Origin of the sequence: Nocardioides zeae, from assembly GCF_010686755.1 — a bacterium.
GTDB classification, from domain to species: domain Bacteria; phylum Actinomycetota; class Actinomycetes; order Propionibacteriales; family Nocardioidaceae; genus Nocardioides; species Nocardioides zeae.
The window spans coordinates 279,473-304,625 of sequence record NZ_JAAGXA010000004.1 but is presented as its reverse complement, the minus strand read 5'-3'; the positions used below and the strand labels follow the sequence as shown (position 1 = coordinate 304,625).

Annotated in this window: 23 protein-coding genes; 10 read left to right on the top strand and 13 right to left on the bottom strand. The window is 72.9% G+C overall.

From position 1 onward, the window contains the following. Positions 1–73: 73 nt before the first annotated feature. Entirely contained in the window at positions 74–685 is a 612-nt protein-coding gene (locus tag G3T38_RS08065) for a pyroglutamyl-peptidase I family protein (RefSeq protein ID WP_163771695.1), read from the bottom strand. Further along, a complete protein-coding gene (locus G3T38_RS08060) occupies positions 682–1,287 on the bottom strand; it encodes a TetR/AcrR family transcriptional regulator (RefSeq protein WP_163771693.1) in 606 nt (201 codons plus the stop codon). The genes G3T38_RS08065 and G3T38_RS08060 overlap by 4 nt, the downstream gene beginning before the upstream one ends. A 57-nt stretch (positions 1,288–1,344) precedes the next feature. On the opposite strand from G3T38_RS08060, the gene G3T38_RS22570 reads away from it, so the two are divergent. Next, positions 1,345–3,501: an acyltransferase family protein gene (locus tag G3T38_RS22570; RefSeq protein WP_163771691.1), complete on the top strand. Its 2,157-nt coding sequence runs from the start codon at positions 1,345–1,347 to the stop codon at positions 3,499–3,501. Here the strand turns inward: G3T38_RS22570 and G3T38_RS08050 are convergent. From G3T38_RS08050 to G3T38_RS08040, 3 genes are read right to left on the bottom strand one after another with little or no spacing between them, the layout of a single operon-like run. Beyond that, complete coding sequence (locus G3T38_RS08050) at positions 3,419–4,705, bottom strand: NAD(P)/FAD-dependent oxidoreductase (RefSeq protein ID WP_163771689.1); 1,287 nt, start codon at positions 4,703–4,705, stop codon at positions 3,419–3,421. The two genes, G3T38_RS22570 and G3T38_RS08050, sit on opposite strands and share 83 nt — an antisense overlap. A 10-nt stretch (positions 4,706–4,715) precedes the next feature. After that, positions 4,716–4,907: a ferredoxin gene (locus tag G3T38_RS08045; RefSeq protein WP_163771687.1), complete on the bottom strand. Its 192-nt coding sequence runs from the start codon at positions 4,905–4,907 to the stop codon at positions 4,716–4,718. Beyond that, positions 4,904–6,409, bottom strand: coding sequence for a fatty acid desaturase (locus G3T38_RS08040; RefSeq protein ID WP_174267732.1), 1,506 nt, complete (start codon positions 6,407–6,409; stop codon positions 4,904–4,906). The genes G3T38_RS08045 and G3T38_RS08040 overlap by 4 nt, the downstream gene beginning before the upstream one ends. A 438-nt stretch (positions 6,410–6,847) precedes the next feature. Here G3T38_RS08040 and G3T38_RS08035 point away from each other — a divergent pair, with 438 nt between their 5' ends. Continuing rightward, positions 6,848–7,555: a FadR/GntR family transcriptional regulator gene (locus G3T38_RS08035; RefSeq protein WP_163771685.1), complete on the top strand. Its 708-nt coding sequence runs from the start codon at positions 6,848–6,850 to the stop codon at positions 7,553–7,555. Here the strand turns inward: G3T38_RS08035 and G3T38_RS08030 are convergent. Continuing rightward, positions 7,527–9,008, bottom strand: a complete 1,482-nt coding sequence (locus G3T38_RS08030) for an aspartate ammonia-lyase (protein WP_338037528.1) — start codon at positions 9,006–9,008, stop codon at positions 7,527–7,529. The two genes, G3T38_RS08035 and G3T38_RS08030, sit on opposite strands and share 29 nt — an antisense overlap. 193 nt (positions 9,009–9,201) lie before the next feature. Here G3T38_RS08030 and G3T38_RS08025 point away from each other — a divergent pair, with 193 nt between their 5' ends. Next, complete coding sequence (locus G3T38_RS08025; RefSeq protein WP_163771683.1) at positions 9,202–10,662, top strand: amino acid permease; 1,461 nt, start codon at positions 9,202–9,204, stop codon at positions 10,660–10,662. After that, positions 10,659–11,576 carry an asparaginase gene (locus tag G3T38_RS08020; protein ID WP_338037527.1) on the top strand — a complete coding sequence of 306 codons (918 nt, stop codon included), beginning with the start codon at positions 10,659–10,661 and terminating at the stop codon, positions 11,574–11,576. The genes G3T38_RS08025 and G3T38_RS08020 overlap by 4 nt, the downstream gene beginning before the upstream one ends. A gap of 108 nt (positions 11,577–11,684) precedes the next feature. Here G3T38_RS08020 and G3T38_RS08015 read toward each other — a convergent pair whose 3' ends face one another. Then, positions 11,685–12,509 carry an ABC transporter permease gene (locus tag G3T38_RS08015; RefSeq protein ID WP_163771679.1) on the bottom strand — a complete coding sequence of 275 codons (825 nt, stop codon included), beginning with the start codon at positions 12,507–12,509 and terminating at the stop codon, positions 11,685–11,687. Further along, positions 12,506–13,516: an ATP-binding cassette domain-containing protein gene (locus G3T38_RS08010; protein WP_163771677.1), complete on the bottom strand. Its 1,011-nt coding sequence runs from the start codon at positions 13,514–13,516 to the stop codon at positions 12,506–12,508. The genes G3T38_RS08015 and G3T38_RS08010 overlap by 4 nt, the downstream gene beginning before the upstream one ends. Before the next feature lie 139 nt (positions 13,517–13,655). On the opposite strand from G3T38_RS08010, the gene ppgK reads away from it, so the two are divergent. The 3 genes from ppgK to G3T38_RS07995 all read left to right on the top strand — a co-directional run bounded on the left by ppgK (position 13,656) and on the right by G3T38_RS07995 (position 16,412). After that, on the top strand, positions 13,656–14,429 hold the full coding sequence (gene ppgK, locus G3T38_RS08005; RefSeq protein WP_163771675.1) for a polyphosphate--glucose phosphotransferase: 774 nt from the start codon (positions 13,656–13,658) through the stop codon (positions 14,427–14,429). An 80-nt stretch (positions 14,430–14,509) separates the two neighbouring features. Next, positions 14,510–15,592 carry a type IV toxin-antitoxin system AbiEi family antitoxin gene (locus G3T38_RS08000; RefSeq protein WP_163771672.1) on the top strand — a complete coding sequence of 361 codons (1,083 nt, stop codon included), beginning with the start codon at positions 14,510–14,512 and terminating at the stop codon, positions 15,590–15,592. Next, entirely contained in the window at positions 15,576–16,412 is an 837-nt protein-coding gene (locus G3T38_RS07995; protein ID WP_163771670.1) for a hypothetical protein, read from the top strand. Before G3T38_RS08000 ends, G3T38_RS07995 begins: the two co-directional genes overlap by 17 nt. A gap of 10 nt (positions 16,413–16,422) precedes the next feature. Here the strand turns inward: G3T38_RS07995 and G3T38_RS07990 are convergent, their stop codons facing one another. Both G3T38_RS07990 and G3T38_RS07985 read right to left on the bottom strand, forming a co-directional pair. Continuing rightward, positions 16,423–17,418, bottom strand: coding sequence for an iron-siderophore ABC transporter substrate-binding protein (locus G3T38_RS07990; protein ID WP_206675824.1), 996 nt, complete (start codon positions 17,416–17,418; stop codon positions 16,423–16,425). Positions 17,419–17,490: 72 nt separating this feature from the next. Next, complete coding sequence (locus G3T38_RS07985; protein ID WP_163771667.1) at positions 17,491–17,964, bottom strand: MarR family winged helix-turn-helix transcriptional regulator; 474 nt, start codon at positions 17,962–17,964, stop codon at positions 17,491–17,493. A gap of 66 nt (positions 17,965–18,030) precedes the next feature. Here G3T38_RS07985 and G3T38_RS07980 point away from each other — a divergent pair, with 66 nt between their 5' ends. Further along, positions 18,031–20,052, top strand: coding sequence for an MMPL family transporter (locus tag G3T38_RS07980; RefSeq protein WP_338037526.1), 2,022 nt, complete (start codon positions 18,031–18,033; stop codon positions 20,050–20,052). A gap of 85 nt (positions 20,053–20,137) precedes the next feature. On the opposite strand, the gene G3T38_RS07975 is transcribed toward G3T38_RS07980, so the two are convergent. The 3 genes from G3T38_RS07975 to G3T38_RS07960 all read right to left on the bottom strand — a co-directional run bounded on the left by G3T38_RS07975 (position 20,138) and on the right by G3T38_RS07960 (position 24,190). Continuing rightward, positions 20,138–21,058, bottom strand: a complete 921-nt coding sequence (locus G3T38_RS07975) for a universal stress protein (RefSeq protein ID WP_163771665.1) — start codon at positions 21,056–21,058, stop codon at positions 20,138–20,140. 1 nt (position 21,059) lies between these two features. Beyond that, positions 21,060–22,520 (bottom strand): amino acid permease, encoded by a 1,461-nt coding sequence (locus G3T38_RS07970; RefSeq protein WP_163771663.1) that lies wholly within the window; start codon positions 22,518–22,520, stop codon positions 21,060–21,062. Positions 22,521–22,783: 263 nt separating this feature from the next. After that, positions 22,784–24,190 (bottom strand): NAD-dependent malic enzyme, encoded by a 1,407-nt coding sequence (locus G3T38_RS07960; protein ID WP_163771661.1) that lies wholly within the window; start codon positions 24,188–24,190, stop codon positions 22,784–22,786. Positions 24,191–24,310: 120 nt separating this feature from the next. Between G3T38_RS07960 and G3T38_RS07955 the strand changes: the two genes are divergently transcribed. Beyond that, entirely contained in the window at positions 24,311–24,625 is a 315-nt protein-coding gene (locus G3T38_RS07955; RefSeq protein ID WP_163771659.1) for a GNAT family N-acetyltransferase, read from the top strand. 4 nt (positions 24,626–24,629) lie between these two features. Then, the gene (locus G3T38_RS07950; RefSeq protein ID WP_163771658.1) at positions 24,630–25,142 is read left to right on the top strand and encodes an SRPBCC family protein; all 513 of its coding nucleotides are present in this window, start codon (positions 24,630–24,632) and stop codon (positions 25,140–25,142) included. The last annotated feature ends 11 nt before the right edge of the window (positions 25,143–25,153 follow it).

Here is a 25,153-nt window from a genome sequence, read left to right as displayed (position 1 = left end):
GGGCCCGCCGCTTTGTCACGACCGCCGGGGGGCCGCGGCCCCCGCCGCGGCGTACGTGACAACTCGGCGCAGGTCAGTCGACGATCCCGCCGACGGCGGGCAGGTCGGGGCCGTCGTGGTCGAGCACCGCCCGGAGCATCGCGACCAGCCCACGGGCCAGGTCGGGCAGCGCGACCTCGGCGGTCGACGGCACGTGCACGAAGCCCGACCGCACCCCGCTCCCGGCGAGCAGGTGCTGCAGCCGGAAGAAGACGTGGTTGCAGATGAAGCTGCCCGCCGTGTGGGACAGGTCGGCGGGCACGCCCGCCCCGCGCAGGGCCGCGGTGGCGGCCTTGACCGGCAGGGTGGAGAAGTACGCCGCGGGCGCACCCGCCACGACGGGGAGGTCGCACGGGCGGGCGCCGGCGTTGTCCGGGATGCGCGCGTCGTCGAGGTTGACCGCGATCCGCTCGGGGGTCACGCCGGGCCGCCCCCCGGCGAGGCCGAGCGCGACGACGAGCAACGGCTCGTGCGCGGCGACGAGCGCGGCGAGCCGGTCACCCGCGGCCCCGAACACGACGGGCAGCACCGCGGTGACGAGCGGCTGCGGCCCGGTCCAGACCTCGGCCAGGAGCGGCAGCACGTCGCCCGACGGGTTGGCGGGGTCACCGGCGAACGGCTCGAACCCGGTGACGAGGACCGTCACGCCCGCCCCAGCACGCGCCCGGCGATCCACACGAGCGTCTCGGCGGTCTCCTCCGGGGAACCACCGGGCTGCATGACGTGGCTGAGCACGGTGCGCACGATGACGTCGACGCTCGCGGCGAGCTGGGCCGGGGGCAGGTCGACGTCGTACGCCGCGACCCGGCCGAGCAGCACCGTGCTCGCCGTGGCGAGCAGCGACTCCGCGTGGGTGGTCAGCAGCGGCAGCAGCTCCGTCTCGGCACCGTGGGTCGCGGAGACGATCGCGTGGAGCAGCTCGTTGTCCTGCGCCACCTCGAGGATGCCGCGGCAGGCGACCCGGAGGGCGTCGAGGATGTCGTCGGGGTGCGCGTCGAACGCCCGGTCGACCTCGGCGAGGAAGCGGGCGAGCTCGTTGAGCACCATCGCCTCGGCCAGGTCGGGCTTGCCGCCCACCTCGTTGTAGACGGTCTGGCGACTGACGCCCACCTCGGCCGCGAGCCGCGCCATCGTGACCTTGCCCCAGCCGTCCCGGCCGGTCAGGACCGTGGCGGCGTCGAGGATCCGGTCGCGCAGGGTGAGGGGCTCCCCCGGCGCGGCGGGCTCCCCGATCTGCTCCGCGGCCATGAGTCGATCCTAGTGATAGCCCGGACGCCGGGACTCCCGGCCTGGTAGCACTACCCCGTGCCAGCAGGACGGAACGACATCCAGGGCCTCCGCGCCCTCGCGGTGCTCGTCGTCGTCGGCCACCACCTGGCGGGGCGGCCGGCGGGCGGGTTCGTCGGCGTCGACGTCTTCTTCGTCGTCTCCGGGTTCCTCATCACCGGCCTGCTGCTGCGTGAGCACGAGCGCACCGGGACGATCTCGTTCCGGTCCTTCTACGCCCGCCGCGCCCGGCGCCTCCTCCCAGCCGCTGTCCTCGTGCTCGCGGTGACCGTCGCGGCCAGTGCTCTCGTCCTCGGCGCGACGCGAGCCCGCGACACGGCCGTCGACGCCGCCTGGGCGCTGGTCTTCGCCGGCAACTGGCACGTCGCCGCCGAGGCCGTCGACTACTTCAGCGCCGACGGCCCGGCCTCCCCGCTGCAGCACTTCTGGTCGCTCGCGGTCGAGGAGCAGTTCTACGTCGTGTGGCCGGCGCTCCTCGCCGTGGTGCTGGGGCTCGCGGCGCGTCGTACGACGCCGGCCGGGGCACGCCAGGCCCGCCGGGTGCTGGGCGCCACCGTGGCGGCCCTGGCCGCCGGCTCCCTCGCCTGGGCCCTGCACGTGACGGCGACGGCGCCCGCCGCGGCGTACTTCTCCACCGCCGCCCGCGCCTGGGAGCTCGCCGCAGGCGCACTGCTGGCCGTCGCCGCCGGTGCGTGCACCCGTCTCCCCGACCGGCTGCGGCCGCTCCTGTCCTGGGCCGGCCTGGCCGGCATCGTGGCGGCGGTCGGCTGGGTCGCGCCGACCACCGCGTTCCCCGCCCCCGGCGCGCTCCTGCCCGTCGTCGGCACCCTGCTCGTGCTCGCCGCCGGCACCCGCGCCGACGCCGACCGTCAGCAGCGGTGGCTGTGGCCGCTGACGAACCCCGTGAGCCGGTACGTCGGCGACCTGTCCTACGCGCTCTACCTCTGGCACCTCCCGGTGATCGTGCTGGGCGTGCCGCTCCTGGGTGACGCCGCCCCGGCCCTCGCCGGTGTGGCGCTCCTGACGCTCGGGCTCGCCGCCGCGTCGTACCACCTCGTCGAGGACCCGCTCCGCCACGCACGCTGGTCCGGGCGTCTGCGCACGCGCAACCGCTACGGCCTCGCCGGTGCTGTCGCGACGGTGCTCGTCGCCGCCACGACCACCGTGGTCGCGCTGCAGCCGAGCAGCAGCGGCACGACGCCGGACCCCGCCGAGGTCGCCGAGATCCGGGCGCTGACGGCCGCGGCGTACTCCCCCGCCGTCGCCGACCTCCAGACCGCCGTCCGGGTCGCGCTGGCGACCGAGGACTGGCCGGCCGACCTCTCGCCCGGCGTCGACGAGGCGATCGCGCAGGAGGACGTGCCGGCGGACGTCGACCGCTGCGGCCAGATCGGGTACGTCGACGTCGACGGCTGCACCTGGGGCGACCCGGACGCCACCCGGCGGGCGGTCGTCGTCGGCGACTCGATCTCGCTGTCCTACGTCGTGACCCTGCGCGACACGCTGCCGGACGGCTGGAGCCTCACGGCGCTCGGCGCGTTCGGCTGCGCGTTCACCGACAAGGTGCGCGCCCACCCCGATGCCGACGTCGTGGCCGGCTGCGAGCACCGCAAGGAGCTGGCCACGGACGCGATCCGCGACCTCGAGCCCGACCTGCTGGTGGTGGCGAACATGTACGTCCCGCGGCCCGTCATCGGCAAGCGCGTGCCGATGACGCCCGAGGAGTGGCGCACGAGCACCGCGACCCAGGTGGAGCCGCTGCTCGACGCGGTCGGCCACGTGGTGCTCCTGGCGCCGCCGCCGTCCGACGTGAACGTCGCCGACTGCTGGAGCCGCGTCTCCTCCCCCGCCGACTGCGAGGGGCGGGTCACGGCGTCGTGGGAGGCGATGGCCGCGGCGGAGGTCGCGCTCGCCGCCGACCTCGACGCGACCTACGTCGACAGCCGCGACTGGTTCTGCGCCGAGGACCGCTGCCCCGCGTTCGTGGGCACGACGCCGGTGAAGAACGATCTCGTGCACATGACGCAGGCCTACCAGCGCGTGATCGAGCCCGCCGTGGCGGAGCGCCTGGGCGAGCTGGGGATCTACGGGCCTAGCGGGGCGTGGGGACCTCCGACCCCGTCGCGAACGCCACCGCCTCCTTCCACGGACCGCGGTCGAGCACACGCCGTCTGAGCTTCATGACGACCCGCGGCAGGTCCACGACGAACGCGCCGACGACGCGGTCCGCGCGCCGGTAGAGCACCACGAGCCCGCCGCCCGTGGCGAGGTCGTCGACCACGACGCGCGCCTCGTCGGCCCGCGGGGTGCCGACGAACTGGAGCCGGTGGCCGTACCAGTCCGACCAGAAGTACGGCACCGTCACGACCGGCTCCGCCGCCGCCGGGTCGAGCGCGTGGCGGGCCGCCGCCGCGCCGTGGTCGGCGGCGTTGGTCCAGTGCTCGAGGCGGTGCTGCTCGCCGTCGAAGAGCGGGTTCTCGACGTGGGCCATGTCGCCGGCGGCCCACACGCCCGGCACGTTCGTGGCCAGCGTCGCGTCGACGAGCACGCCGCGGTCGCCGTCGTGGAGCGCGACGCCGCTGCCCTCGAGCCAGTCCGTCGCGGGGCGCACGCCGATGCCCAGCACGACGAGGTCGGCGGGCAGCGTCGTGCCGTCGGTGAGCCGTACGGCGCGCACCCGCCGCCGCCCGTCCGGTCCGTCCGGCGTCTCCTCGTCGAGCCCGGCCACGCCCACGCCGAGGCGGAGGTCGGTGCCCGCGGCGCGGTGGAGCTCGACGCAGGCGACGCCGACCTCGGGCCCGACGGAGCGGGTCAGCGGCACGTCGAGCGCCTCGACGACGGTGACCGGGAGGCCCCGCTTGCGGGCCGCGGAGGCGACCTCGGAGCCGATGAACCCGGCGCCCACGACGACGATCCTCGCCCCGGCCTCCAACGCCTCCCGCACCCGGCGGGCGTCCTCGACCGTACGGAGCTGGGTGACGCCCTCCAGCGGGCCGTCGGGGCCGGCCGGGTCGGTGCCGGGCAACCACCGCGGCACCGACCCGGTCGCGATCACGAGCGCGTCGTAGGGCAGCCGCTCGTCGCCGAGCAGCACCTCCCGCGCCGTCGTGTCGAGGCCGGTCGCCCGCGTGCCGAGGCGCAGGTCGACCCGCAGCTCGTCGCGCAGCACCTCCTCGCTGCGGAACTGCGCCACCGCGCCCGCACCCCGCTCGCCGTCGGGGTCGAGGAAGGCCTTGGACAGCGGCGGGCGGTCGTACGGCGCGTGGACCTCGTCGCCGACGAGCACGAGCTCCCCGTCGTACCCGGCACGGCGCGCCGCCTCCACGGCCCGCAGGCCCGCGAGCGACGCCCCCACCACGACCATCCGCTCCACGCTCATGCGGCCATCCTCACCCCTGCAGCGTGAGCGCGAGCACGGGGCACGCATCGACCGCGGCGGTCAGGTCGGTGCGGTGCTCCTCGCCGGGCTCGGCGTCGAGCACGTCGACCACCCCGTCCTCGTCGACCTCGAAGAAGTCGGGTGCCATGGCCTCGCACATGCCGAGGCCCTCGCACTTGCCCAGGTCCGCCACGATCCTCATGCCACGCTCCTGTTCCCGGTGGTCGCCGAGCCGACCGTGTCCGGGTCCACCGGCACGAAGTCGACCTTGTCCCGCACCCCGCAGTCGGGGCAGGTCCAGTCGTCGGGCACGTCGGCCCAGGCGGTGCCGGCGGCGAAGCCCTCGCGCTCCTCGCCCGCGGCGACCGTGTAGACGTAGGCGCACCCGGGGCACTGCGCGGCGAGCACCTCGTCGAGGCCCTCGATCTCCACGCGGGCGGTGTCCTCGAGCGCGGCCGCGGCGGCGATCCGGTCGCGCGCCTCGGCCCGGAGGGCGGCGGCGCGCGCGCCGTACTTCTTCTCAACCCAGGCGCGCTTGCCGGGCTGGACGTTGATGCGGTCGAGGTCGCCGTCGACGTGGCGCAGCACCCGCTCGTCCATCACCCGGCGCCACAGGGGCGGCACGGCGGCGAGCACGATCATGCCGGCGTACCCCGTCGGGAGCACCGGGGACTCCTCGAAGTCCCGCAGGGTCTGGTAGCGCCGGGTCGGGTTCGCGTGGTGGTCGCTGTGGCGCTGCAGGTGGTAGAGCAGCACGTTGGTCGCGATGTTGTTGGAGTTCCAGGAGTGCTGCGGCAGCACGCGCTCGTAGCGCTCCTTGCCCGCGCGGCCGACCTTCTGGCGCAGCATCCCGTAGTGCTCCAGGTAGTTGACGACCTCGAGCAGCGAGAAGCCGACGACGGCCTGGACGACGAGGTACGGCAGGATCCCGACCCCCAGCCACGCCACGAGGCCGCCCCACAGCACGGCCGACATGACCCACGCGTTGAGCACGTCGTTGCCGGGGTGGAACGGGTGCGTGCCCTTGCGGCGGTAGCGCTTCGCCTCGAGCTCCCAGGCGCTGCGCAGCGAGCCCAGGACGGTGCGCGGCCAGAAGCGGTAGAAGGTCTCGCCGAGCCGCGAGCTGGCCGGGTCCTCCGGCGTCGCGACGCGCACGTGGTGGCCGCGGTTGTGCTCGATGTAGAAGTGGCCGTAGAAGCTCTGCGCGAGCGCGACCTTCGAGAGCCAGCGCTCGTTGGCCTCCTTCTTGTGGCCCAGCTCGTGCGCGGTGTTGATGCCGATCCCGCCGATGCAGCCGATCGAGATCGCGATGCCGACCTTCTCCCAGGTCGCGAGGGTCTGGCCGAACACCTCGCCGCCCGCGACCATCCACATCGCGGCGACGAACCCGGCGTACTGGATGGGGAGGAACAGGTAGGTGATCCAGCGGTAGTAGCGGTCCTGCTCCAGCTGCTCGATGACGTCGTCGGGCGGGTTGGAGCGGTCGAGACCGGTCATCAGGTCGATCGCCGGGACGATCCCGAGGATGACGACGGGGCCGAGCCAGAGCCACACGCCCCAGCCGGTCAGGCCCCACATCCCGATGGCGACGAACGCCAGGGACGGCACGACCAGGCCGATCAGCCAGAGGTAGCGCTTGCGGTCCTTCCACTGCTCCGTCGAGCCGGCGGGCACCGTGCCCGCCACCCTCTCCACGTCTGCCATCCGCCGGCTCCCTTGCTGTCGTGTGGCCCCGCTCACGTCGGGCGTTTGACAAACCATAGGGAGATGTAAAGCGTTTGACAAGAGGGAGCGGAATGTAAAGCAGCGTGCCCCCCTCCACGGATCGCCGCGGGCCTTGATTGCCATCACCATCTATGAATGGTAGAACGTCCTCGAGACGGACTCGATCCAGACAGGGGGCGACGGATGGCGGCCAGGTGCAAGCAGTGCGACAGTGCGCTGACGAGGTGCAGCGGGTGCGACGGCAGCGGCAAGGGGGCCATCTTCCGGGAGTGCTCCTACTGCGACGGGACCGGCCAGGTCTGCAAGGTCCACGGAGACAAATGGAGATGACCGCGGTGGCATGACGCCCCGGCGCCGTCGTGCCACCGGCTCCGCGCGGGATAGGCTGCTGCACCTGCGCGGCGAGGGGGAGGTGCGATGACCGAGGGATGGCTCGACCGCCCCGTCGCGATCAACCGCAAGAACGCCGCCGAGGCCGTCTTCGACGACCTGCGCGCCGCGATCGAGTCGGGCTCGCTGCCGGTCGGCACCCGCCTCCCGGCCGAGGCCGGGCTCGCGACGCGCTACGGCGTGAGCCGCCCGGTGGTCCGCGAGGCGCTCCGGTCCACGCAAGCCCTGGGCCTGACCCGCACACGCACCGGCAGCGGCACGTACGTCGTGGCCACCTCCCCCGCCCCCGAGCTCACCTACGGCTCCTACTCGGCGCGCGACCTGATGGAGGCGCGCCCCTTCATCGAGGTCCCGTCGGCGGGGTGGGCGGCGGAGCGGCGTACGCCGGAGCAGCTGGAAGCGCTCGTCGCCATCGCCGCGGAGATGGACGTCGAGGAGGACCCCCACGCGTGGACCGAGCTCGACTCGCGCTTCCACTCGGCCATCGCCGAGGCGTCGGGCAACCTGCTGTTCCGCAAGGTCGTGGCCGACGCCCGCGAGGCGCTGAGCCAGCAGTCGGAGGTCGTCAACCTCGTCGCCCACCGACGGGAGGCCTCCAACGCGGAGCACCGCCGCATCCTCGAGGCGATCGAGGACGGCGACGGTGCGGGCGCACGGGAGCGGATGGCCGAGCACCTGCGCGAGGTCGCGCAGGTGCTCAGCACCCTCATGGACGGGTCGACGCCTCCGGGCTGACCGGGTGCTGCGGGATCGCCGCGAGCCGCTCGGGGCGCAGCGCCTCGGCGAGCGCGTCGGCGTCGAGGAGGCCGCGCTCGAGCACGATGTCGGGCACGGTGCGTCCGGTCATCAGGGCCTGCTGGGCGACCTCGGTGGCCGCGTAGTAGCCGATGATCGGGTTGAGCGCCGTCGCCAGGCCGATGGAGTCGCGCACCCGCGCGGCCATCACGTCGACGTTGGCGCCGATGCCGTCGACGCACCGGTCGGCCAGCGTGCGGCAGGCCGCCGCGAGCTGGGTGATGCTCTGCAGCAGCGCGTGCACGATGACGGGCTCGAAGGCGTTGAGCTGCAGCTGCCCCGCCTCGGCCGCCATCGTCACGGTCACGTCGTGGCCGATGACCGCGTAGGCCACCTGGCTCACCATCTCGGGGATCACGGGGTTGACCTTGCCGGGCATGATGCTCGACCCGGCCTGCATCGGGGGCAGCGTGATCTCGCCGAAGCCCGCCCGCGGGCCGGACGACAGCAGCCGCAGGTCGTTGCAGGTCTTCGACAGCTTGACCGCGACGCGCTTGAGCACGCCGGAGAGGTGCACGAACGCGCCCGGGTCCTGCGTCGCCTCGACGAGGTTGGCCGCCGTGACGAACGGACGGCCCGTGAGCCGGCCGAGGTGCGCGCAGGCCAGGGCGGCGTACCCCTGCGGCGCGTTGAGGCCGGTGCCGATCGCCGTGGCGCCCAGGTTGATCTCGAGCAGCAGGGTGGCCGCCTCGGCGAGCCGCGCGCGGTCCTCCCCGATCATCACCTCGAAGGCCGAGAACTCCTGGCCGAGCGTCATCGGCACCGCGTCCTGCAGCTGGGTGCGCCCCACCTTGACGACGGTCGCGAACTCGGCCGCCTTCCGCGCGAACGACGCCTCGAGACGCACCATCGCCGCCAGCAGCTCGTCGAGCGCCGTCACCAGGGCGACGTTGACCGCCGTGGGGTACGCGTCGTTCGTCGACTGGCTGAGGTTGACGTGGTCGTTGGGGTGCAGCCGCGAGTACGCGCCCTTGGGGTGCCCCAGCAGCTCGAGCGCCCGGTTGGCGATGACCTCGTTGGCGTTCATGTTGGTCGAGGTGCCGGCGCCGCCCTGGATCATGTCGACGACGAACTCACCGTGGAGGGCTCCCCCGCGGATCTCCCGGCAGGTCGAGACGATCGCCTCGTACCGCTCGTCGTCGAGCAGGCCCAGCTCGTGGTTGGCGGCCGCCGACGCCTGCTTGACCACCGCGAGGGCCGAGACGAGCGCCGCGTGGTGACCGATCGGCGTACCCGTGACCTGGAAGTTCGCCACCGCCCGCGCCGTGTGCACGCCCCAGTAGGCGTCGGCCGGCACCTCGAGCTCACCGAGCAGGTCACGCTCGGTGCGGGTCGCGGGCACGACGGGGAGGTCAGTGGCGGTGTCGGTCAGGTCGGCGGCGGGCTCGGCCACGGGATGCTTCCTTCTGTCAGGCTGTCTTACAGATCAGGGTGACACGTGCCCACGGCGGGGTCAACCGTCCCCTAGCGCCGGATCGGGGTCTTGACGCGCACCGCCACGCCGTGCGACCGTTCCCGCCGATGTGATCTGTCATACAGGTTGACAGCCTGGCAGATCGGCCCCTCACACGACCGCGAGGTTGAACATGACCACCGACCAGACCGGCACGACCCCCGTCGTGCACCCGGAGGAGGAGGCGGGCTTCCGCCAGGGCCTCCGCCCGCGCCAGATCCAGATGATCGCCATCGGTGGCGCCATCGGCACCGGCCTCTTCATGGGAGCCGGCGGGCGCCTCGCCGATGCCGGCCCGGCGCTCGTGCTCGTCTACGCGCTCTGCGGCTTCTTCGCCTTCCTCGTGCTCCGCGCCCTGGGCGAGCTCATCGTCCACCGGCCCTCGTCGGGCTCGTTCGTCTCCTACGCCCGGGAGTTCTACGGCGAGAAGATGGCGTTCGCCGCCGGCTGGCTCTACTGGCTCAACTGGGCGATGACCTCCGTCGCGGACGTCACCGCGGTCGGGCTCTACATGAACTTCTTCAAGCAGTACGTCGACTGGCTCGCCCCGGTCGACCAGTGGGTCTTCGCCATGATCGCGCTCGTGCTGGTGCTCGGCATGAACCTGCTGAGCGTCACCGTGTTCGGCGAGCTCGAGTTCTGGTTCGCGCTCGTCAAGGTCGTCGCCCTCGTGACCTTCCTCGTCGTCGGCATCGGCTTCGTCGTGCTCGGCACGCCGGTCGACGGCCACCAGCCCGGGCTCTCGCTCATCACCGACAACGGCGGGCTGTTCCCCAACGGCGTGCTCCCCGCCTTCGTGGTCATGCAGGGCGTCGTGTTCGCCTACGCCTCGATCGAGCTCGTCGGCACCGCCGCCGGCGAGACCCAGAACGCCCGCGAGGTCATGCCGCGCGCGATCCGCACCGTCATCATCCGGCTCGCCGTGTTCTACGTCGGCTCGGTGCTGCTGCTGGCCCTGCTGCTGCCGTCCTCGTCGTACAGCGCCGGCGAGAGCCCGTTCGTGACGTTCTTCGGCTCGATCGGCGTCGAGGGTGCGGACATCATCATGAACCTCGTCGTGCTGACGGCCGTGCTCTCCTCGCTCAACGCCGGCCTCTACTCCACGGGCCGCATCCTGCACTCGATGGCCGTCTCCGGCTCCGCCCCCGCGGCGCTCGCCAAGATGAACGGCAACGGGGTGCCCTACGGCGGCATCGCGGTCACCGCCGTCGTCACCGCGTTCGGCGTCGTGCTCAACGCGATCGTGCCGTCCCAGGCCTTCGAGATCGCGCTCAACCTCTCGGCGCTCGGCATCATCAGCGCCTGGGCCGTCATCATCCTGTGCCAGCTGAAGCTGTGGCAGCGCGCCCGCCAGGGCCTGCTCGAGCGCCCGTCGTTCCGCATGTTCGGTGCGCCGTACACGGGGCTGCTGACCCTCGTCTTCCTCCTCGCCGTGGTCGTGCTCATGGCGTTCGACGACCCCATCGGGACGTGGACGGTCGCCTCCATCGGCCTCATCGGGCCCGCGCTCGTGGTGGGATGGTTCCGCTGCCGCGGACGGATCGCGGCCCTCGCCGCCGAGCGCGGCGGCACCCTGGAGAGGAGCCCCGAGTGACGGTCGCCCTGGTCACGACCGGCGGCACGATCGCCAGCGTCCGCGGCACGGACGGCGCCAGCACCCCCGTGCTGGCCGCCTCCGACCTGCTCGCGGGCGCGGTGGCGCCCGGGGGTCCGGCCGTGCGCGTCGTCGACCTCCTCGCCAAGGACTCTGCCGTCCTGACCCTCGCGGACATGCAGCGGATCAGCGACGCGGTCGGCGAGCAGCTGGCCGACCCGTCCTGCCAGGGCGTCGTCGTGGTGCACGGCACCGACGCGATGGAGGAGACCGCCCTCCTGCTCGACCTGCAGCACCGCGACCCCCGCCCGATCGTCGTCACCGGCGCCCAGCGCACGGCCGACGCCCCCGACGCCGACGGCCCGGCCAACCTCCGCGCGGCGCTCGCGGTGGCGTCGGGCGCCGGCGCCCCCGACCGCGGGGTCCTCGTCGCGATGGGCGGGCGCGTGCTCCGCGCCGCCGGTCTCGCCAAGCGCAGCACCGACGCGATCGACGGGTTCGTCGACACCCCGGGCCTCGGCCGCCTGCCGCACCTGCCCGCGCGCGTCGACGGCGTCCGGGTCGACCTCGTGGCCGTCCACCCCGGCGGGGACGCCACCCACCTCGACGCCAGCCTCGCGGCCGGCGCGCACGGCCTCGTGCTCGTCGGGCTCGGCGCCGGCAACGCGACGCCCGCCGTGGTCGACGGGGTACGGCGAGCCGTCGCCCGCGGCGTACCGGTCGTGGTGTCCACGCGCGTCCCCGAGGGCGAGCTGTCCGCGGGGTACGGCGGGGGTGGCGGCGGCCACGACCTCGCCGCCGCCGGAGCGGTGCTGGCCCGCCTGCTCCGCCCCGGCCAGGCCCGCGTGCTGCTCGCGTCGCTCGTGGCCGCCGGCGCGGACGACGCCGCCCTGCGCGCCGCCTTCGCCGCCTGAGGCGTGGTGACACTTTCCCCGGTCGACCGGGGAACGTGTCACCTAGACCATCAACGTTGATGGTCTAAGTGGCGTGTTCCCCGGTCGACCGGGGAAAGTGCCGGCCTCTCAGGAGTTCTCCTTCCGGAACACGGCGGTCCCCCACCAGACGCCGAGCGCCAGCAGGGCGACGGCCCAGGTCACGCCCCACATGACGCCGCTCGACCCGAAGTCGCCGAGGAAGGTCGAGCGCACCGCGTCCGTGACCCACCGGAACGGCATGAAGTCGCTGACCGACTCGAGCCAGGCGGGCCCGAGGGTCATCGGCAGCATGATCCCGCTGAGCAGCAGCACCGGCATCATCACCATGTTGATGATCGGCGCCATCACGTCCTCGCTCTTCGTCGTCAGCGCGAGCGCGTTGGACGCCGCTGCGCAGGCGCCGCCGACGGCCAGCGTGATGACGATGCCCGCGACGATGCCGAGCGCGTCGCCGCGCATGCCCATCCAGTAGCCGAGCCCCACGAGGATCAGCGCCTGCACCAGCAGCAGCGACAGGTCGCGGGCCAGGCGCCCGACGAGCAGCGCGGCCCGGCTGGCCGGCGTGACGCGCTCCGCCTCGACGACGCCCTCGCGCCACTCGGCGATGAGGCCGAAGCCGGCGAAGAACGCCCCGAACATGCCGAGCTGCACGAGCAGGCCGGGCACGAGGAAGGTGTACGGGTTGTCCGTCGGCAGGTCGAACGAGCCGACGAGCGGCTTGAGCAGCGGCCCGAACAGCACGAGGTAGAGCACCGGCTGCATGATCCCGATGAGCACCCACGCGGGGTTGCGGAGGTTCATCCGGATCTGGCGCCGGTAGACGATGAGGGCGTCCCGCACGAGCCCGTTGGGCTCGAGGCCGTCGACCTGGGTGCGGCCGGTGGGGGCGGACACGGACGGCGCGGCGGTCATCGGCCGGCCCCTTCCAGCTCGGAGGAATCGGGAGAGCCCGGCGCGTCGCCCTCCGCGTCGCGCAGGGAGCGTCCGGTGAGGGTGAGGAACACGTCGTCGAGGGTCGGGCGGAGCACCTCGATCGAGTCGAGCGCGACGCCGGAGGCGTCGAGGTCGCGCAGCAGACCGGGGACGGCGCGCCCCGCCCGCGGCACCCGCGCCCGGACGTGCCGCTCGACCACCTCGAGCTGCTCGCCGATGGCGCCGAGCCGCTCGGCCGCGACGGTCACCTGGTCGAGCGTGGCCACCTCGAGATCGACGAGGTCGCCGGCCACCTGCGACTTCAGGTTGTCGGCCGTGTCGGAGGCGACGATGCGGCCCTTGTCGATGATGACGATGCGGTCGGCGAGCGCGTCGGCCTCGTCGAGGTAGTGCGTCGTCAGGAACACCGTCGCTCCGCGCCGGTCGCGCAGCCCGCGGATGTGCTCCCACAGGTTGGCGCGGGCCTGCGGGTCGAGGCCGGTCGTGGGCTCGTCGAGGAAGACGAGGCCGGGCTCGTGGACGAGCCCCATCACGATGTCGAGGCGCCGCTTCTGCCCGCCCGACATGTTCTTCGGCATCCGCCGCCACAGGCCCTCGAGGTCGAGCTGCGCGAACAGCTCCTGACCCTTCGCGTGCGCCGCCCGCCGCGTCATCCCGTAGAGCATCGCGTGGTCGACGACCTCGTCCCCGGCGTACGCGCCCGAGAACGTCGAGCCCACCTGGGAGACGTAGCCGATCGCGCGGCGTACCTGCACCGCCTGCGTGGCCACGTCGTAGCCCGCCACCCGCGCCGTACCGGCCGTCGGCTTCAACAACGTCGTCAGCATGCGGAGGGTCGTCGTCTTGCCGGCGCCGTTGGGTCCGAGGAAGCCGACGACCTCGCCCTCGGCGACGTCGAGGTCCACGCCGGCGACGGCGTGCACCTCGGTCTTCTTGCGGCCCTGACCCGTGAGGAAGGTCTGCACGAGCCCCCGTGCCTCGATCATCCGGTCTCCCTGTTCGTCGGTGGTGCTGTGGAGAGTGAAGCGGTACGACGGGGCTCCGGTCGAGCCCTTTGTCGTCGCCGCACGCTCCGACCCGGCCCGCGACGCAGACTCATCGGCGCCGCGCCACTAGCCTGAACGGATGCAGCTCCCCCTCGGCATCGACTTCGGCGGCAGCGGGATCAAGGCCGCGCCCGTGGACCTCACGACCGGCGAGTTCGCCGCCGACCGCGTGCGGATCCCCACGCCCGAGGCGTCCACCCCCGAGAACGTCGCGGCCGTGCTGGAGCAGCTCTCCGAGGCCTTCCCCGGCGACTCCCCGGTCGGGCTCACCGTGCCCGGCATCGTGCGCCACGGCGTGATCGGCTCGGCGGCCAACATCGACGCGAGCTGGATCGGCACCGACGCGGCGGCGCTCGTCTCCGGCGCGCTCGGGCGCCCGGTCCACGTGCTCAACGACGCGGACGCGGCGGGCCTCGCCGAGGCGACGTACGGCGCGGCCCGCGGCACCGCCGGCCTCGTCGTCGTCACCACCCTCGGCACGGGCATCGGCGGGGCGCTCGTGCACGACGGCACGCTCGTGCCCAACGCCGAGCTCGGCCACCTGTGGCTGGAGCTCGACGACGAGGTGCGCGGCAAGCACGACCCCGTCGCCGTGCACGCCGAGTCGTGGGCGGCCAACAGCGCCCGCGAGCGCGAGGACCTCTCGTGGGAGGAGTGGGCCCGGCGCCTGACGGTGTTCTACCGCGCGCTCGAGGGGCTGTTCTCGCCCGACCTGCTCGTCGTCGGCGGCGGGGTCAGCAAGAAGGCCGACAAGTTCCTGTCGATGATCGACATCCGCACGCCGATCGTGCCCGCCCGGCTCCGCAACGCCGCGGGCATCGTCGGCGCGGCGTTGGCGGCGAGCCGGGCCTGACCCACTCCTCATCAGGAGATGTTCGTTTCTGGAAACTTTTCACTTAAAGTGAACAGCCCTGGAAAGTGAACGGAGGCGCCATGGACGGCACCACGACAGCTGCGGTCGTTGGCGGCGTACGGGATCAGCTCGACCAGCTTGGCTTGCGGACGCGCGTCGCCAGGAGTCGAACCGGGCAACCCGGCGCATCCATCGAGCTGATCGCCGGCGGCTCCAGCAAGCAGTTCGAGATGCTAGTCGCCCAGCCGATGAACCTCACCGCCGTCGCCGCCATGGGACTCGAGGACCGGACTGCCCGCTCGCGACCGATCCTGGTCGTCGGCGCACGCATCCAAGAGCGCAGTGCGCGGGCATTTCGGGACCTCGGAATCGCCTACGCAGACACACTGGGAAACGCGAGCATCCGATTCGACGCCGTCCTCATCGAGGTACGGGGACGACGGCCCGACGGCGAGGGCGGCGCAGTTTTCGACCACCCTCGACACAACGTCAATGATCTCCGCCACGAGATAGGCGTGGGCGAACGGACGGTCCGCAACATGTTCAGCACGAGCCGCTCGATGGTCATCGCGACCGCCCTGGCCTGGCCCGACCTCATGCACGAGCCGACCAGGGTGCTGGCGGACGCGGCAGGCGTATCCATCGGACTGGCTCACGAGACGGTCAAGGCGCTCGACGCGAACGGTTACCTCATCGGGCGTCGCCTCCGACCGGATCGCGTCACCGAACTCCTCGATCTATGGAGTGCTGCTTACCCGAACGGGTTGGGGTCGAAGCTGGCCATTGCGTCATACGTAAGCGACAAGCTGCGGCGAGTCGAGCTTTCTCTCGACGACATCACCTGGCCCAGCGACCAGCCCATCGTCGTCAGTGGCGAGGCCGTCCCCGACCTCAGCCTTCGGAAGCGACAGAGCCACACCTACTACACCCCCGAGTGGGATCCCGCCACAGCCGCGAAGAACAGGTGGCGCCCGGTGCGCGATCCCCGCGAGGCCAACATCCGGATCCGCCGCCAGTTCTGGACCGTGCCAGGTCCGTCGGTGAACGAACGTTGGAGCACGGCGCCATGGCCCATCGTGTATGCGGACCTCTTGGCGGAGAACGACGCCCGCCTGAGGGAGGTCGCCGCTGAGTGGAAGGCGCGCCATGCTCGACTTTTCTAAGGTCCCGGCCGAAGAACTTGCACTGGTCGATCGCGTGTGCTCTGCGCTCGTCGGCAACGACGGGCTTCACGCAGAACGGCTGATGATCGTCGGCGCGCAGTGCCGCGACATCATTCAGGCGGCCCTCGGACACGACTTCGCGCTTCGCACGACCACCGACGTGGACTGCGCCATCACCGTCGACGACTGGAAGGTTTACGACGAGCTCACTGCCTCGATGTCGCGACTGGGCGGCACCGGCATCTGCTTTGACGTTGTAGGAATTCCCACCGACATCATGCCTTTCGGAGCAGTCGAGCGGCCCACCGGGACCGTGACGCCGCCCACGCGAGGCGAGGACATGAGCGTCTGGGGATTCCGCGAGGTGTTCGCGGCGTCGCACGCTCTCCACCTTCCGGGCGCCGGTAGCGTCCGAATTCCGTCGATCCCCGGATACTGCGCGCTCAAGCTAGCCGCCTGGCTGGACCGGAGCGCGTACGGTGCCTACAAGGACGCCTCGGACATCGCCATCGCGATCCACTGGTACATCGAGTCGCCAACTGTCGAAGATCATCTGTACGACGACACGACCCTGCTCGCACTGTCGGGCTACGACCCGCGTCTTGGCGCCTCTCGCCTCCTCGGAGCCGACATCGCGAGCCTCATCGGGCCGCAGCGGGTGACCGAGCTTCGGGAGCGGTGGCCAGGCGAGCATCCATACGCCCTGGTTCCCGAGATGAAGATCGCCGGTCCAGCGCCTTGGCCTGACGACCACACCACCCGCCTCGAGATCCTCAACGCCTTCGAGGCTGGCCTCGGCGTCTCGCTGACCATCATGTAGATCGCCCCCCTCAGGACACCGCCGCCGCGAGGCGCGGCACGAGGTTCTCGACCGCGTACGGCACCGACAGCGGCGAGTTGTAGGTGATCGCGCCGCGCTCCTCGGTGGTGGCGACCACGACCCCGTCGTCCTGCACGACGCCGAGACCGGCGAACAGCGGGTTCTCCGCCGCGAGGTCGATGTCCTCGTCGTCGCTGAGCACGAGCAGCACGTCGCCGTCGAGGGCGCCGACGTTCTCGCGCGACAGCTCGACGAAGAAGCTGTCGCCGGTGTCCCGCTCGCTGACCGCCTCCGGGAGGGTCACGCCCAGGTCGGCGAGGAACTGCCCGCGGGCGTCGCCGGGCAGGAACGCGCCGTACTTGCCGTCGTACGGCAGCACCGCCGCCCCCGTGCTCCCCGCCAGCTCCGGGTGGTCGGCGCGGGCCGACGCGAGGGCGGCGTCGGTCTCCTCGACGAGGCGCTCCCCCGCGCTCGGCTGCCCGAGCGCCGAGGCGATGAGCTCGACGGCGTCCTCGCGGGAGGCGGTGTACGCCGGCACCCCGGCCGGTCGGCCCACCACCGGCGCGATCTCCGCGAGCGCGTCGTAGGTGGCCTCGTCGAACCCGGCCGACACCCCGATGATGAGGTCGGGGTCGAGACCGGCGACCTGCTCGAGGCTGGGCGCGGAGTCGGACTCGAGGAACGTCAGGTCGTGGCCCTCGACGAGGTCGTCGGTCCACGGACCGAGGCCGTCGTCGAAGAAGGCGTAGCCGGTGTTGCCGACCGGCACCTTGCCGAGGGCGAGCACGACGTCGGCGTCCGTCACACCGAGCGTGACGATGCGCTGCGGCTCCTCGTCGATGGTCGTGGTGCCGAACTCGTGCGTGACCGCGACGGGGAACGCCCCCGCCTCCGCCAGCGCGGTCCCCTCCGACGTGGTCGTGTCGTCCGATGCGCCGCACGCGGCGAGCAGCGGCAGGAGCACGAGCCCCACGGCGAGAGGACGGACGGTGCGGGACGGCGACATGGAGCGGCTCCTCAGGTCGGGACTTAGGTTGCCCTAACCTAACCTGGGACGCCGCAACGGGTACGCCGCGGGTCAGGTGCCCCGCGGGTCGGTGCCCCGCCCCGCGACCTCGTCCAACGCCGCGATGGCACCCCGCAGGTACCGCGCGACGACGGCCCGCTCGGCCTCGTCGAACTGGTCGTCGAGCGCGACGACGGCCCGGAACATCGGCATGAGGTGTCCGCGCACCTCGGCGCGACCCGTCTCGGTCAGGTGCACCTCCGTGCGGCGTCGGTCGACGGCGTGGGGCCGGCGCTCGGCGTACCCCCGCGCCACGAGCCGGTCCACGATCCCCGTCGCCGCGGCCGAGGTGACCTCGAGCCGCCGGGCGATCTCCGCGGGGCCGACGGGTCCGGGGACGAGGTGCTGGAGCACGGCCATCTCGTGGTCCCCGAGGCCGGCGCCCCGCGCCACGACGCGGTGCACGGCGGTGCCGCGGTCGAGCAGCACGCGCAGCGCCTCGAGCGTCTCGGACGTGTGCCATCCCGGCCTGAGCTCCCCGGCCATTGTCATTCACCGCCTTAGTGGTTAACTTCGTGAAGCATATCGACCCGTTCCCCCGAGGAGTCTGCCGTGTCCCTTGTCCTGAGCCGCGTGCGAGGTGTCGTCGTCGCGCGACGCACCTCCTGGCTCGTCGCCCTCCTCCCGCTCCTGCTGGCGGGCGCGCTCATCGGTCTCGGCGAGGGCGAGCGCGACCGCACGCCGCTCGACAACGTGCCCGCCGGGGCCGACAGCACCGCCGCGCTCGAGCTCGCCGAGGACCTGCCCGAGCAGGACGGCACCGTCGCGGTCGTGCTGTTCACCGCCGACGACGACGGGCAGCTGGGCGACCGCATCCCCGAGCTCGAGGGCCTCGTCGCCGAGCTCACCGGGGGTGCGCCGACGCTCCAGCCCGCGGAGGACGGCACCGCGGCGATCGCCGTCGTGCCGCTCGAGGCGTCCACGGCCACGGAGGTCTCCGACGCCGTCACCGACCTGCGGGACCGGCTCGACGCCGACGTGCCCGACGGACTGACCGCCCAGGTCACCGGGCCGGCCGGCATCCAGGCCGACCTGGCGGCCGTCTTCGAGGGCGCCGACCTGCGCCTGCTGGCGATCACCGCGCTGGTCGTCGCGGTGCTGCTCGTCGTCACCTACCGCAGCCCGATCCTCTGGGTCGTCCCGCTGCTGGTCGTCGGCGCCGCCGACCGCCTCGCCGCCGTGCTCGCCACCCACGTGCTCGCGCTGCTCGACGTCGCCTGGGACGAGTCGACGGTCGGCATCCTGTCGGTCCTCGTGTTCGGCGCGGGCAGCAACTACGCGTTGCTGCTCATCAGTCGCTACCGCGACGAGCTCCGCTCCCGCGAGGACCGCTTCGCCGCCATGGACGTCGCGCTGCGCCACACCGCCGAGGCCGTGCTCACCAGCGCCTCCACCGTCGTCGTGGGCGTGCTCACCCTCGTGCTGTCCCTGACCCCCACCACCCGCGGCCTCGGCATCGCCTGCGCCGTCGGCATCACCGTCGCCGCCCTCTTCGTGCTGCTGGTGCTCCCCGCCGCGCTCGTCTGCTTCGGCCGCTGGATTTTCTGGCCGACCGCCCCGAAGCACGGGGACGTGGTGCTCGCGGAGAGCCGCTCCACCTGGCGGCGCATCGGCGACGTGGTGGCGCGCCGTCCCGCGGCGTACGTCGCCGGCTCGGCCGTGCTGCTCGTCGCCCTGGCCGCGGGCACGACCCAGATCTCGACCGGTCTGGGCACCTCCGAGCAGTTCCTCGACACGCCCGAGGCGATCACCGCCAGTGAGCGGATCGCGGAGTCGTTCCCGGCCGGCACGGCGGAGCCCACCCAGGTCGTCACCCGCGCCGACGCCGACGAGGTGAGCGCCGCGGTCGAGGGCGTCGACGGCGTCGACGCGGTGCGCGTGACCAACGAGGGCGCGGGCGTGACGCAGCTCGACGTGACCCTGGCGAGCACGCCGGGCAGCGACGCCGCCGAGACGACGGTGGAGGACCTGCGCTCCGCGCTGGCGGACTTCTCCGACACCCACGTCGGTGGTGCCTCGGCCGACTCGCTCGACGAGGCCGACGGCAACGCCCGCGACCGGCTCGTCATCCTGCCGCTCATCCTGCTGCTGGTGCTCGGCGTGCTGGGCCTGCTGCTGCGCTCGATCCTGGCGCCGGTCATCCTCGTCGGCACCGTGGTCGCGACCTTCGCCGCCGCGCTCGGTGCCTCGTGGTGGATCTTCACCGGGCTGCTCGGCTTCGAGAACCTGGCCGGGAACGTGCCGCTCTTCGCGTTCCTGTTCCTCGTGGCGCTGGGCATCGACTACAACATCTTCCTCGTCACCCGCACCCGCGAGGAGGCGCGGGCGCACGGCACCCGCGAGGGCGTGCTGCGGGCGCTGGGCGCGACCGGTGGCGTCATCACCAGCGCCGGCATCCTGCTGGCGGCGGTCTTCGCCGTGCTCGGCGTGCTGCCCCTCGTGGTGCTGGCCCAGCTGGGCGTCGTGATCTGCATCGGCGTGCTGCTCGACACGCTGCTGGTCCGGACCGTCGTCGTACCGGCGATCGTGCGCCTGCTGGGCGAGCGGTTCTGGTGGCCCCGGAAGCACGCCTGAACCGGATCCGCCCCCGGACGTGTAACGCGGTGTTCGTGCTACTTGTGCGGTGGTCGACCACCACTGCAGTAGCCCGGACACCGCGTTACACGCGGGGGCGCCACGACGCTCGCGGCACCACCACGACCGGCACGGGCGAGTGCCGCAGGATCTTGGCGGCGCTGGAGCCGAGGAACACCCGGGACAGCAGCCCCGCCGACGACGAGCCGACGACCAGCAGGTCCTCGGGCGTCCAGGGCAGGCCGCCGACCGCCTCGGCCCAGTCACGCCCCCGGCTGACGACGCGCTCGACCTCGGCCGGCACGGCGTCCGCCGGCAGCAGGGCGAGGGCGGCGGCCTGGGCGGCGGTCGCCTGCTCGAGGTAGGCCTCGAGCACGTCGTCCTCGCCGCGCACCTCGGGCGGGTACATCGTGCGGCCGAGCACCCCGAACGTCGCCACCCGCAGCGTCGCCCCCAGCTCCGTGCACAGCCCGGCGGCCCGGGCCAGGGCCGCCGCCGACGCCTGGTCGCCCCGGAAGCCCACGGTCACCCGTCCGACCCGCGTGCCGGGCGCCGCCCGGAAGCCGCGCGTCGCGACGGCGACCGGCACCGGCGAGGAGTGCAGGAGCCGGTCCGCGGCCGACCCCACGACGACGTGCCCCCATGCGCCGTTCGCGCCCGCGCCGAGCACGACGAGCGTCGCGTCGGCCGCCGCGACCTGCTCGAGCAGCGTCCCGGGCACCGAGCGCCCGACCGCGCGCACGACCTCGGCGGTCACGCCGGCCGCCTCCAGGTCCGGCGCCAGCTCCGCCAGCAGCGACCGCACCGCGGGCACCTCCTCGCTCGCGGCGTCGGCGAGGTACGCGGCGTACTCGCGGTCCACGCCCCCCGACAGCGGCGTCGGCCACGGGCCCGGCACGACGCACACGACCCGCAGGCGCGTGCGGAGCGAGCGGGCGAGGAGCGCGGCGTACGACAGCCCGTCGACGTCCGGCTTCCCCGGCGCGATGCCGGCGACGATGGTCATCTCAGACCCCCTCGCCCCGAGCGGTGGCGGGGTCGTTGAGGCGCGCGTGCCGCCGGCCCCACAGCAGGTAGAAGGCGAGCACGATCGCCAGCCACGTGCCGAAGATGGCCCAGGTGACGGCGGGCAGGCCCGACAGGATGTAGACGCAGACCACGACGGTCAGCACCGGCGTCACCGGGTAGCCCGGCACCCGGAACGGCCGCTCCAGGTCGGGCTGCGTGCGCCGCAGCACGAGCACCCCCAGCGCGACCACGATGAACGCGCCGAGCGTGCCGATGGAGACCGTGTCCCACAGGTAGTCGCTCGGCACGAACCCCGCGACCAGCGCGACGACGATCGCGACGACGACGGTGTTGTACGTCGGGGTGAGGGTCCGCGGGTTCACCCGCGCGAAGCGGGACGGGAGCATGCCGTCGCGGCCCATCGCGAAGAGGATCCGGGTCTGGCCGTAGAGGGTCACGAGGGTGACCGAGAAGATCGAGATGACCGCGCCCGCGGCGAGCACTGTGCCCGGGATGCTGGAGCCGGTGATGTTCTGGAGGATGACCGAGAGCCCGGCCTCCTGCTGCTCGGGGCTCTCGAACTCCGACGCCGGCTGCGCGCCGACGCCCGCGATGGCGACGAGCACGTAGACCGTGATGACGACGGCGAGCGCGCCCATGATCGCGCGGGGCAGGGCCCGCTGGGGGTCCCGCACCTCCTCCCCCGCCGTCGACACGGCGTCGAGGCCGATGAACGAGAAGAAGATGGTCGCCGCCGCGGCGGAGACGCCCGCGGCGCCGGCCGCCCAGAAGGCGTCGAAGCGGTCGACCTCGAACGCCGAGAAGCCGACGACCACGAACAGCCCGAGCACGGCCAGCTTGATGAGCACCATGACGGTGTTGACCCGCGCCGACTCGCTGGCCCCGCGCACGAGCAGGAGCATGCAGAGCAGCACGAGCACGACGGCCGGGAGGTTGATCCACCCGGTGGGCCCGTCCTCGTAGGGCACCGGCGACACCGAGAGCTCCTGCGGCAGGCGCACGCCGAGCACCGAGCCGGTCAGCTCGTTGAAGTAGCCGCTCCAGCCGACGGCGACGGCGGCCGAGCTCACGCCGTACTCCAGCAGCACGCACGCCGCGATCACCATCGCGACGAGCTCGCCGAGGGCGTGGTAGGCGTAGGAGTAGGTCGAGCCGCTGACCGGGATCGCGCTCGCCAGCTCGGCATAGCAGATCGCGGACAGCCCGGCCGCGAGGCCGGCGACGAGGAACGAGACGACGACGGCGGGGCCGGCGTCGGGCACGGCCTCCTGCAGCACGAAGAAGATGCCCGTGCCGACCGTGGCGCCGACGCCGAACATCATGAGCGAGAACGTGCCGATGCTGCGGCCCAGCTCGGGGCCGCCAGGGCCGCCAGGGCCGCCGCGGGCGGCGAGCGGCTTGCGGCGCAGCAGCTGGGTGCGGAACGGGACCGGTGCCATCGGGCCTCCTGCATCGACTGCGTCGACCACGCGGGGGTCGCGTGGTGCGGCGACGCTACTCCTGCGCTGTTACGGGGACCCGCCCCCGAACGCAGTCGTGGGGGGCGGGCCCCCGACCACCAAGCCCGGGGGCGCCCAACCCGGGCGGGGCGCAATAAAAGAGCCCCCCGCCCCCCCGGGGCGGGCCCCCCCCCCCCCCCCCCCCCGCGCGGCCCCCCCCCCCCCCCCCCCCCCGCCGCCCCCCCCCCCACGACCCGGGGGGATCAGATCTTCACGTGCTCCTCGCCCGCGATGGCCGCGGCGACGGCCTTCGGCACGGCGGGGTCGAAGACGCTGGGGATGATGAAGCTCGGGTTGAGCTCCTCGTCGGTGACGACGAGCGCGATCGCCTCGGCGGCGCGCAGCAGCGCCTCCTGGGTGACCTCGGAGGCGCGGGCGTCGAGCAGGCCGCGGAACACGCCGGGGAAGGCGAGCACGTTGTTGATCTGGTTCGGGTAGTCCGAGCGGCCCGAGGCGACGACCTTGGCGTACTGGCTCGCCACGTTGGGGTCGATCTCCGGGTCGGGGTTCGCCAGCGCGAACACGATCGGGTCGCGGCCCATCGTGGGGATCCACTCGCCCTGGAGGATGCCGGGAGCGGAGACGCCGATGAAGACGTCCGCCTCGACGAGCGCGTCCTGCAGGCTGCCGGTCACCTGGCGCGGGTTGGTGCGGCTCGCCAGCTCGCGGTGCGCCGGGGGCAGCGTCTCGTCGGTGCTGACGAGGCAGCCGATCTTGTCGACCACGACGGCGTCGGTGACGCCGGCGGCGAGCAGGAGGTTCACGATCGCCGTACCGGCCGCGCCGGCCCCCGAGACCACGACGCGCACGGTCTCGAGCTGCTTGTCGACGACGCGCAGCGCGTTGGTGAGCGCGGCGAGCACGACGATCGCCGTGCCGTGCTGGTCGTCGTGGAAGACGGGGATGTCGAGCTTCTCGCGCAGGCGGGCCTCGATCTCGAAGCAGCGCGGGGCGGAGATGTCCTCGAGGTTGATGCCGCCGAAGCCGGGGGCGATCATCTCGACGGCCTTGACGATCTCGTCGGTGTCCTGCGTGGCGAGGCAGATCGGCCACGCGTCGATGTCGGCGAAGCGCTTGAACAGCGCCGCCTTGCCCTCCATCACGGGCAGCGCCGCGCCGGGGCCGATGTTGCCGAGGCCGAGCACGGCGGAGCCGTCGGTGACGACCGCGACCGAGTTGCCCTTGATGGTGAGGCGCGGGACGTCCTCGGGGTTCTCCGCGAGCGCACGCGAGACCCGGCCGACACCCGGCGTGTAGGCCATCGACAGGTCGTCGCGCGTCTTCAGCGAGACCTTCGAGGAGACCTCGATCTTGCCGCCGAGGTGCAGCAGGAACGTGCGGTCGGAGACCTTGTGGACCGTCACGCCGTCGAGGGCGCTGACCGCGTCGACGAGCGCCTGCGAGTGGTCGGCGTTGGAGGCCGAGCAGGTCACGTCCAGCACGAGGCGGTCGTGACGCGACTCCGCGACGTCGATGGCGGTGACGACGCCACCCGCACCGGAGATCGCCGTGGCGACGGTGCCGATGTGGCTGTTGTCGGGCGTCGTGTGCAGACGCATGGTGATCGAGTACGACGACGTGGTCGCGGGAGTGGACGTGACGGGGGCCATGGAGCCCACCATCGGGCCGGTCTCGGGTTACGGGCAAGTCACGTGCGACCACAGTGTCCAAAAGCGAGCGACCGCTCTGTCGGCCCAGGTCAGACGCAGGACGGGGGTAGCGTCGTCCCCATGACCGACGTCTCCGTCACCGACAACACCGACGCGGCCCGCTACGAGGTGCGCGTCGACGGCGCCCTCGCCGGGTTCGCCGACTACCGGCTGCGCGAGGGCGGCACCGTCGTCGCCGTCATGCACACCGAGATCGACGACGCCTTCGCCGGCCAGGGCCTCGCGAAGCAGCTCGCCGTCGCGGTGCTCGACGGGCTCCGCGCCGACGGCCGCTCGCTCCTGCCGTTCTGCCCCTTCTTCCGCGGGTACGTCGCGAAGCACCCCGACTACGCCGACCTGGTGCCCGAGGGGCGCCGCGCCGAGTTCGGCCTCTGACGCCGTGCCCCAGGTCAGCGCCGCCCAGTGGGTGCCGGTCAGCCCGGCCACCGCGTTCGCGGTCTCCCAGACGACGGGCGAGGTGCGGCTCGCGTGGGACCCGTTCGTCCGCCACCAGCACCTCGTCGACGCCGACCGCCCCCAGAAGGGCGTCCGCACCGTCACGCGGGCGCGCGTCGGGCTCCGCATGGTGAGCGAGTACGCGTCGTACCGGCCCCCGACGTCCGTCGGGATGACCATGGTGAGCGGTCCCTGGTTCTTCGCGACGTTCGGCGGCGGGTGGCGGTTCGCGCCCGAGGAGCGGGTGCTCGACGGCACGCCGATCGCGGGGACGCTGGCGACGTGGAAGTACAGCTATGCCGTGCGGCCCGCCTGGCTGCGGCCCGTCGCGGAGCCGATCGGGCAGTGGCTGCTGGGACGGGAGATCCGCGCCCGCATCGCCGCCTTCGCCCTCGCGTGCACCGACGCCGACGTGCTCGCGGCGGCGGAGCAGGACCGGCGCGCCGACGGCGCCTGAGCGGGCCGCCG

Coding starts and splice junctions, on each gene's coding strand:
- G3T38_RS08050 (WP_163771689.1), bottom strand. CDS start 4,705: ATGAGCGTGGAGCGGATGGTCGTGGTGGGGGCGTCGCTCGCGGGCCTG.
- G3T38_RS07955 (WP_163771659.1), top strand. CDS start 24,311: ATGACCGACGTCTCCGTCACCGACAACACCGACGCGGCCCGCTACGAG.
- G3T38_RS08035 (WP_163771685.1), top strand. CDS start 6,848: ATGACCGAGGGATGGCTCGACCGCCCCGTCGCGATCAACCGCAAGAAC.
- G3T38_RS07960 (WP_163771661.1), bottom strand. CDS start 24,190: ATGGCCCCCGTCACGTCCACTCCCGCGACCACGTCGTCGTACTCGATC.
- G3T38_RS08015 (WP_163771679.1), bottom strand. CDS start 12,509: ATGACCGCCGCGCCGTCCGTGTCCGCCCCCACCGGCCGCACCCAGGTC.
- G3T38_RS08025 (WP_163771683.1), top strand. CDS start 9,202: ATGACCACCGACCAGACCGGCACGACCCCCGTCGTGCACCCGGAGGAG.
- G3T38_RS07975 (WP_163771665.1), bottom strand. CDS start 21,058: ATGACCATCGTCGCCGGCATCGCGCCGGGGAAGCCGGACGTCGACGGG.
- G3T38_RS08040 (WP_174267732.1), bottom strand. CDS start 6,409: ATGGCAGACGTGGAGAGGGTGGCGGGCACGGTGCCCGCCGGCTCGACG.
- G3T38_RS07985 (WP_163771667.1), bottom strand. CDS start 17,964: ATGGCCGGGGAGCTCAGGCCGGGATGGCACACGTCCGAGACGCTCGAG.
- G3T38_RS07970 (WP_163771663.1), bottom strand. CDS start 22,520: ATGGCACCGGTCCCGTTCCGCACCCAGCTGCTGCGCCGCAAGCCGCTC.
- G3T38_RS08060 (WP_163771693.1), bottom strand. CDS start 1,287: ATGGCCGCGGAGCAGATCGGGGAGCCCGCCGCGCCGGGGGAGCCCCTC.
- G3T38_RS08010 (WP_163771677.1), bottom strand. CDS start 13,516: ATGATCGAGGCACGGGGGCTCGTGCAGACCTTCCTCACGGGTCAGGGC.
- G3T38_RS08000 (WP_163771672.1), top strand. CDS start 14,510: ATGGACGGCACCACGACAGCTGCGGTCGTTGGCGGCGTACGGGATCAG.
- G3T38_RS07995 (WP_163771670.1), top strand. CDS start 15,576: ATGCTCGACTTTTCTAAGGTCCCGGCCGAAGAACTTGCACTGGTCGAT.
- ppgK (WP_163771675.1), top strand. CDS start 13,656: ATGCAGCTCCCCCTCGGCATCGACTTCGGCGGCAGCGGGATCAAGGCC.
- G3T38_RS08045 (WP_163771687.1), bottom strand. CDS start 4,907: ATGAGGATCGTGGCGGACCTGGGCAAGTGCGAGGGCCTCGGCATGTGC.
- G3T38_RS07990 (WP_206675824.1), bottom strand. CDS start 17,418: ATGTCGCCGTCCCGCACCGTCCGTCCTCTCGCCGTGGGGCTCGTGCTC.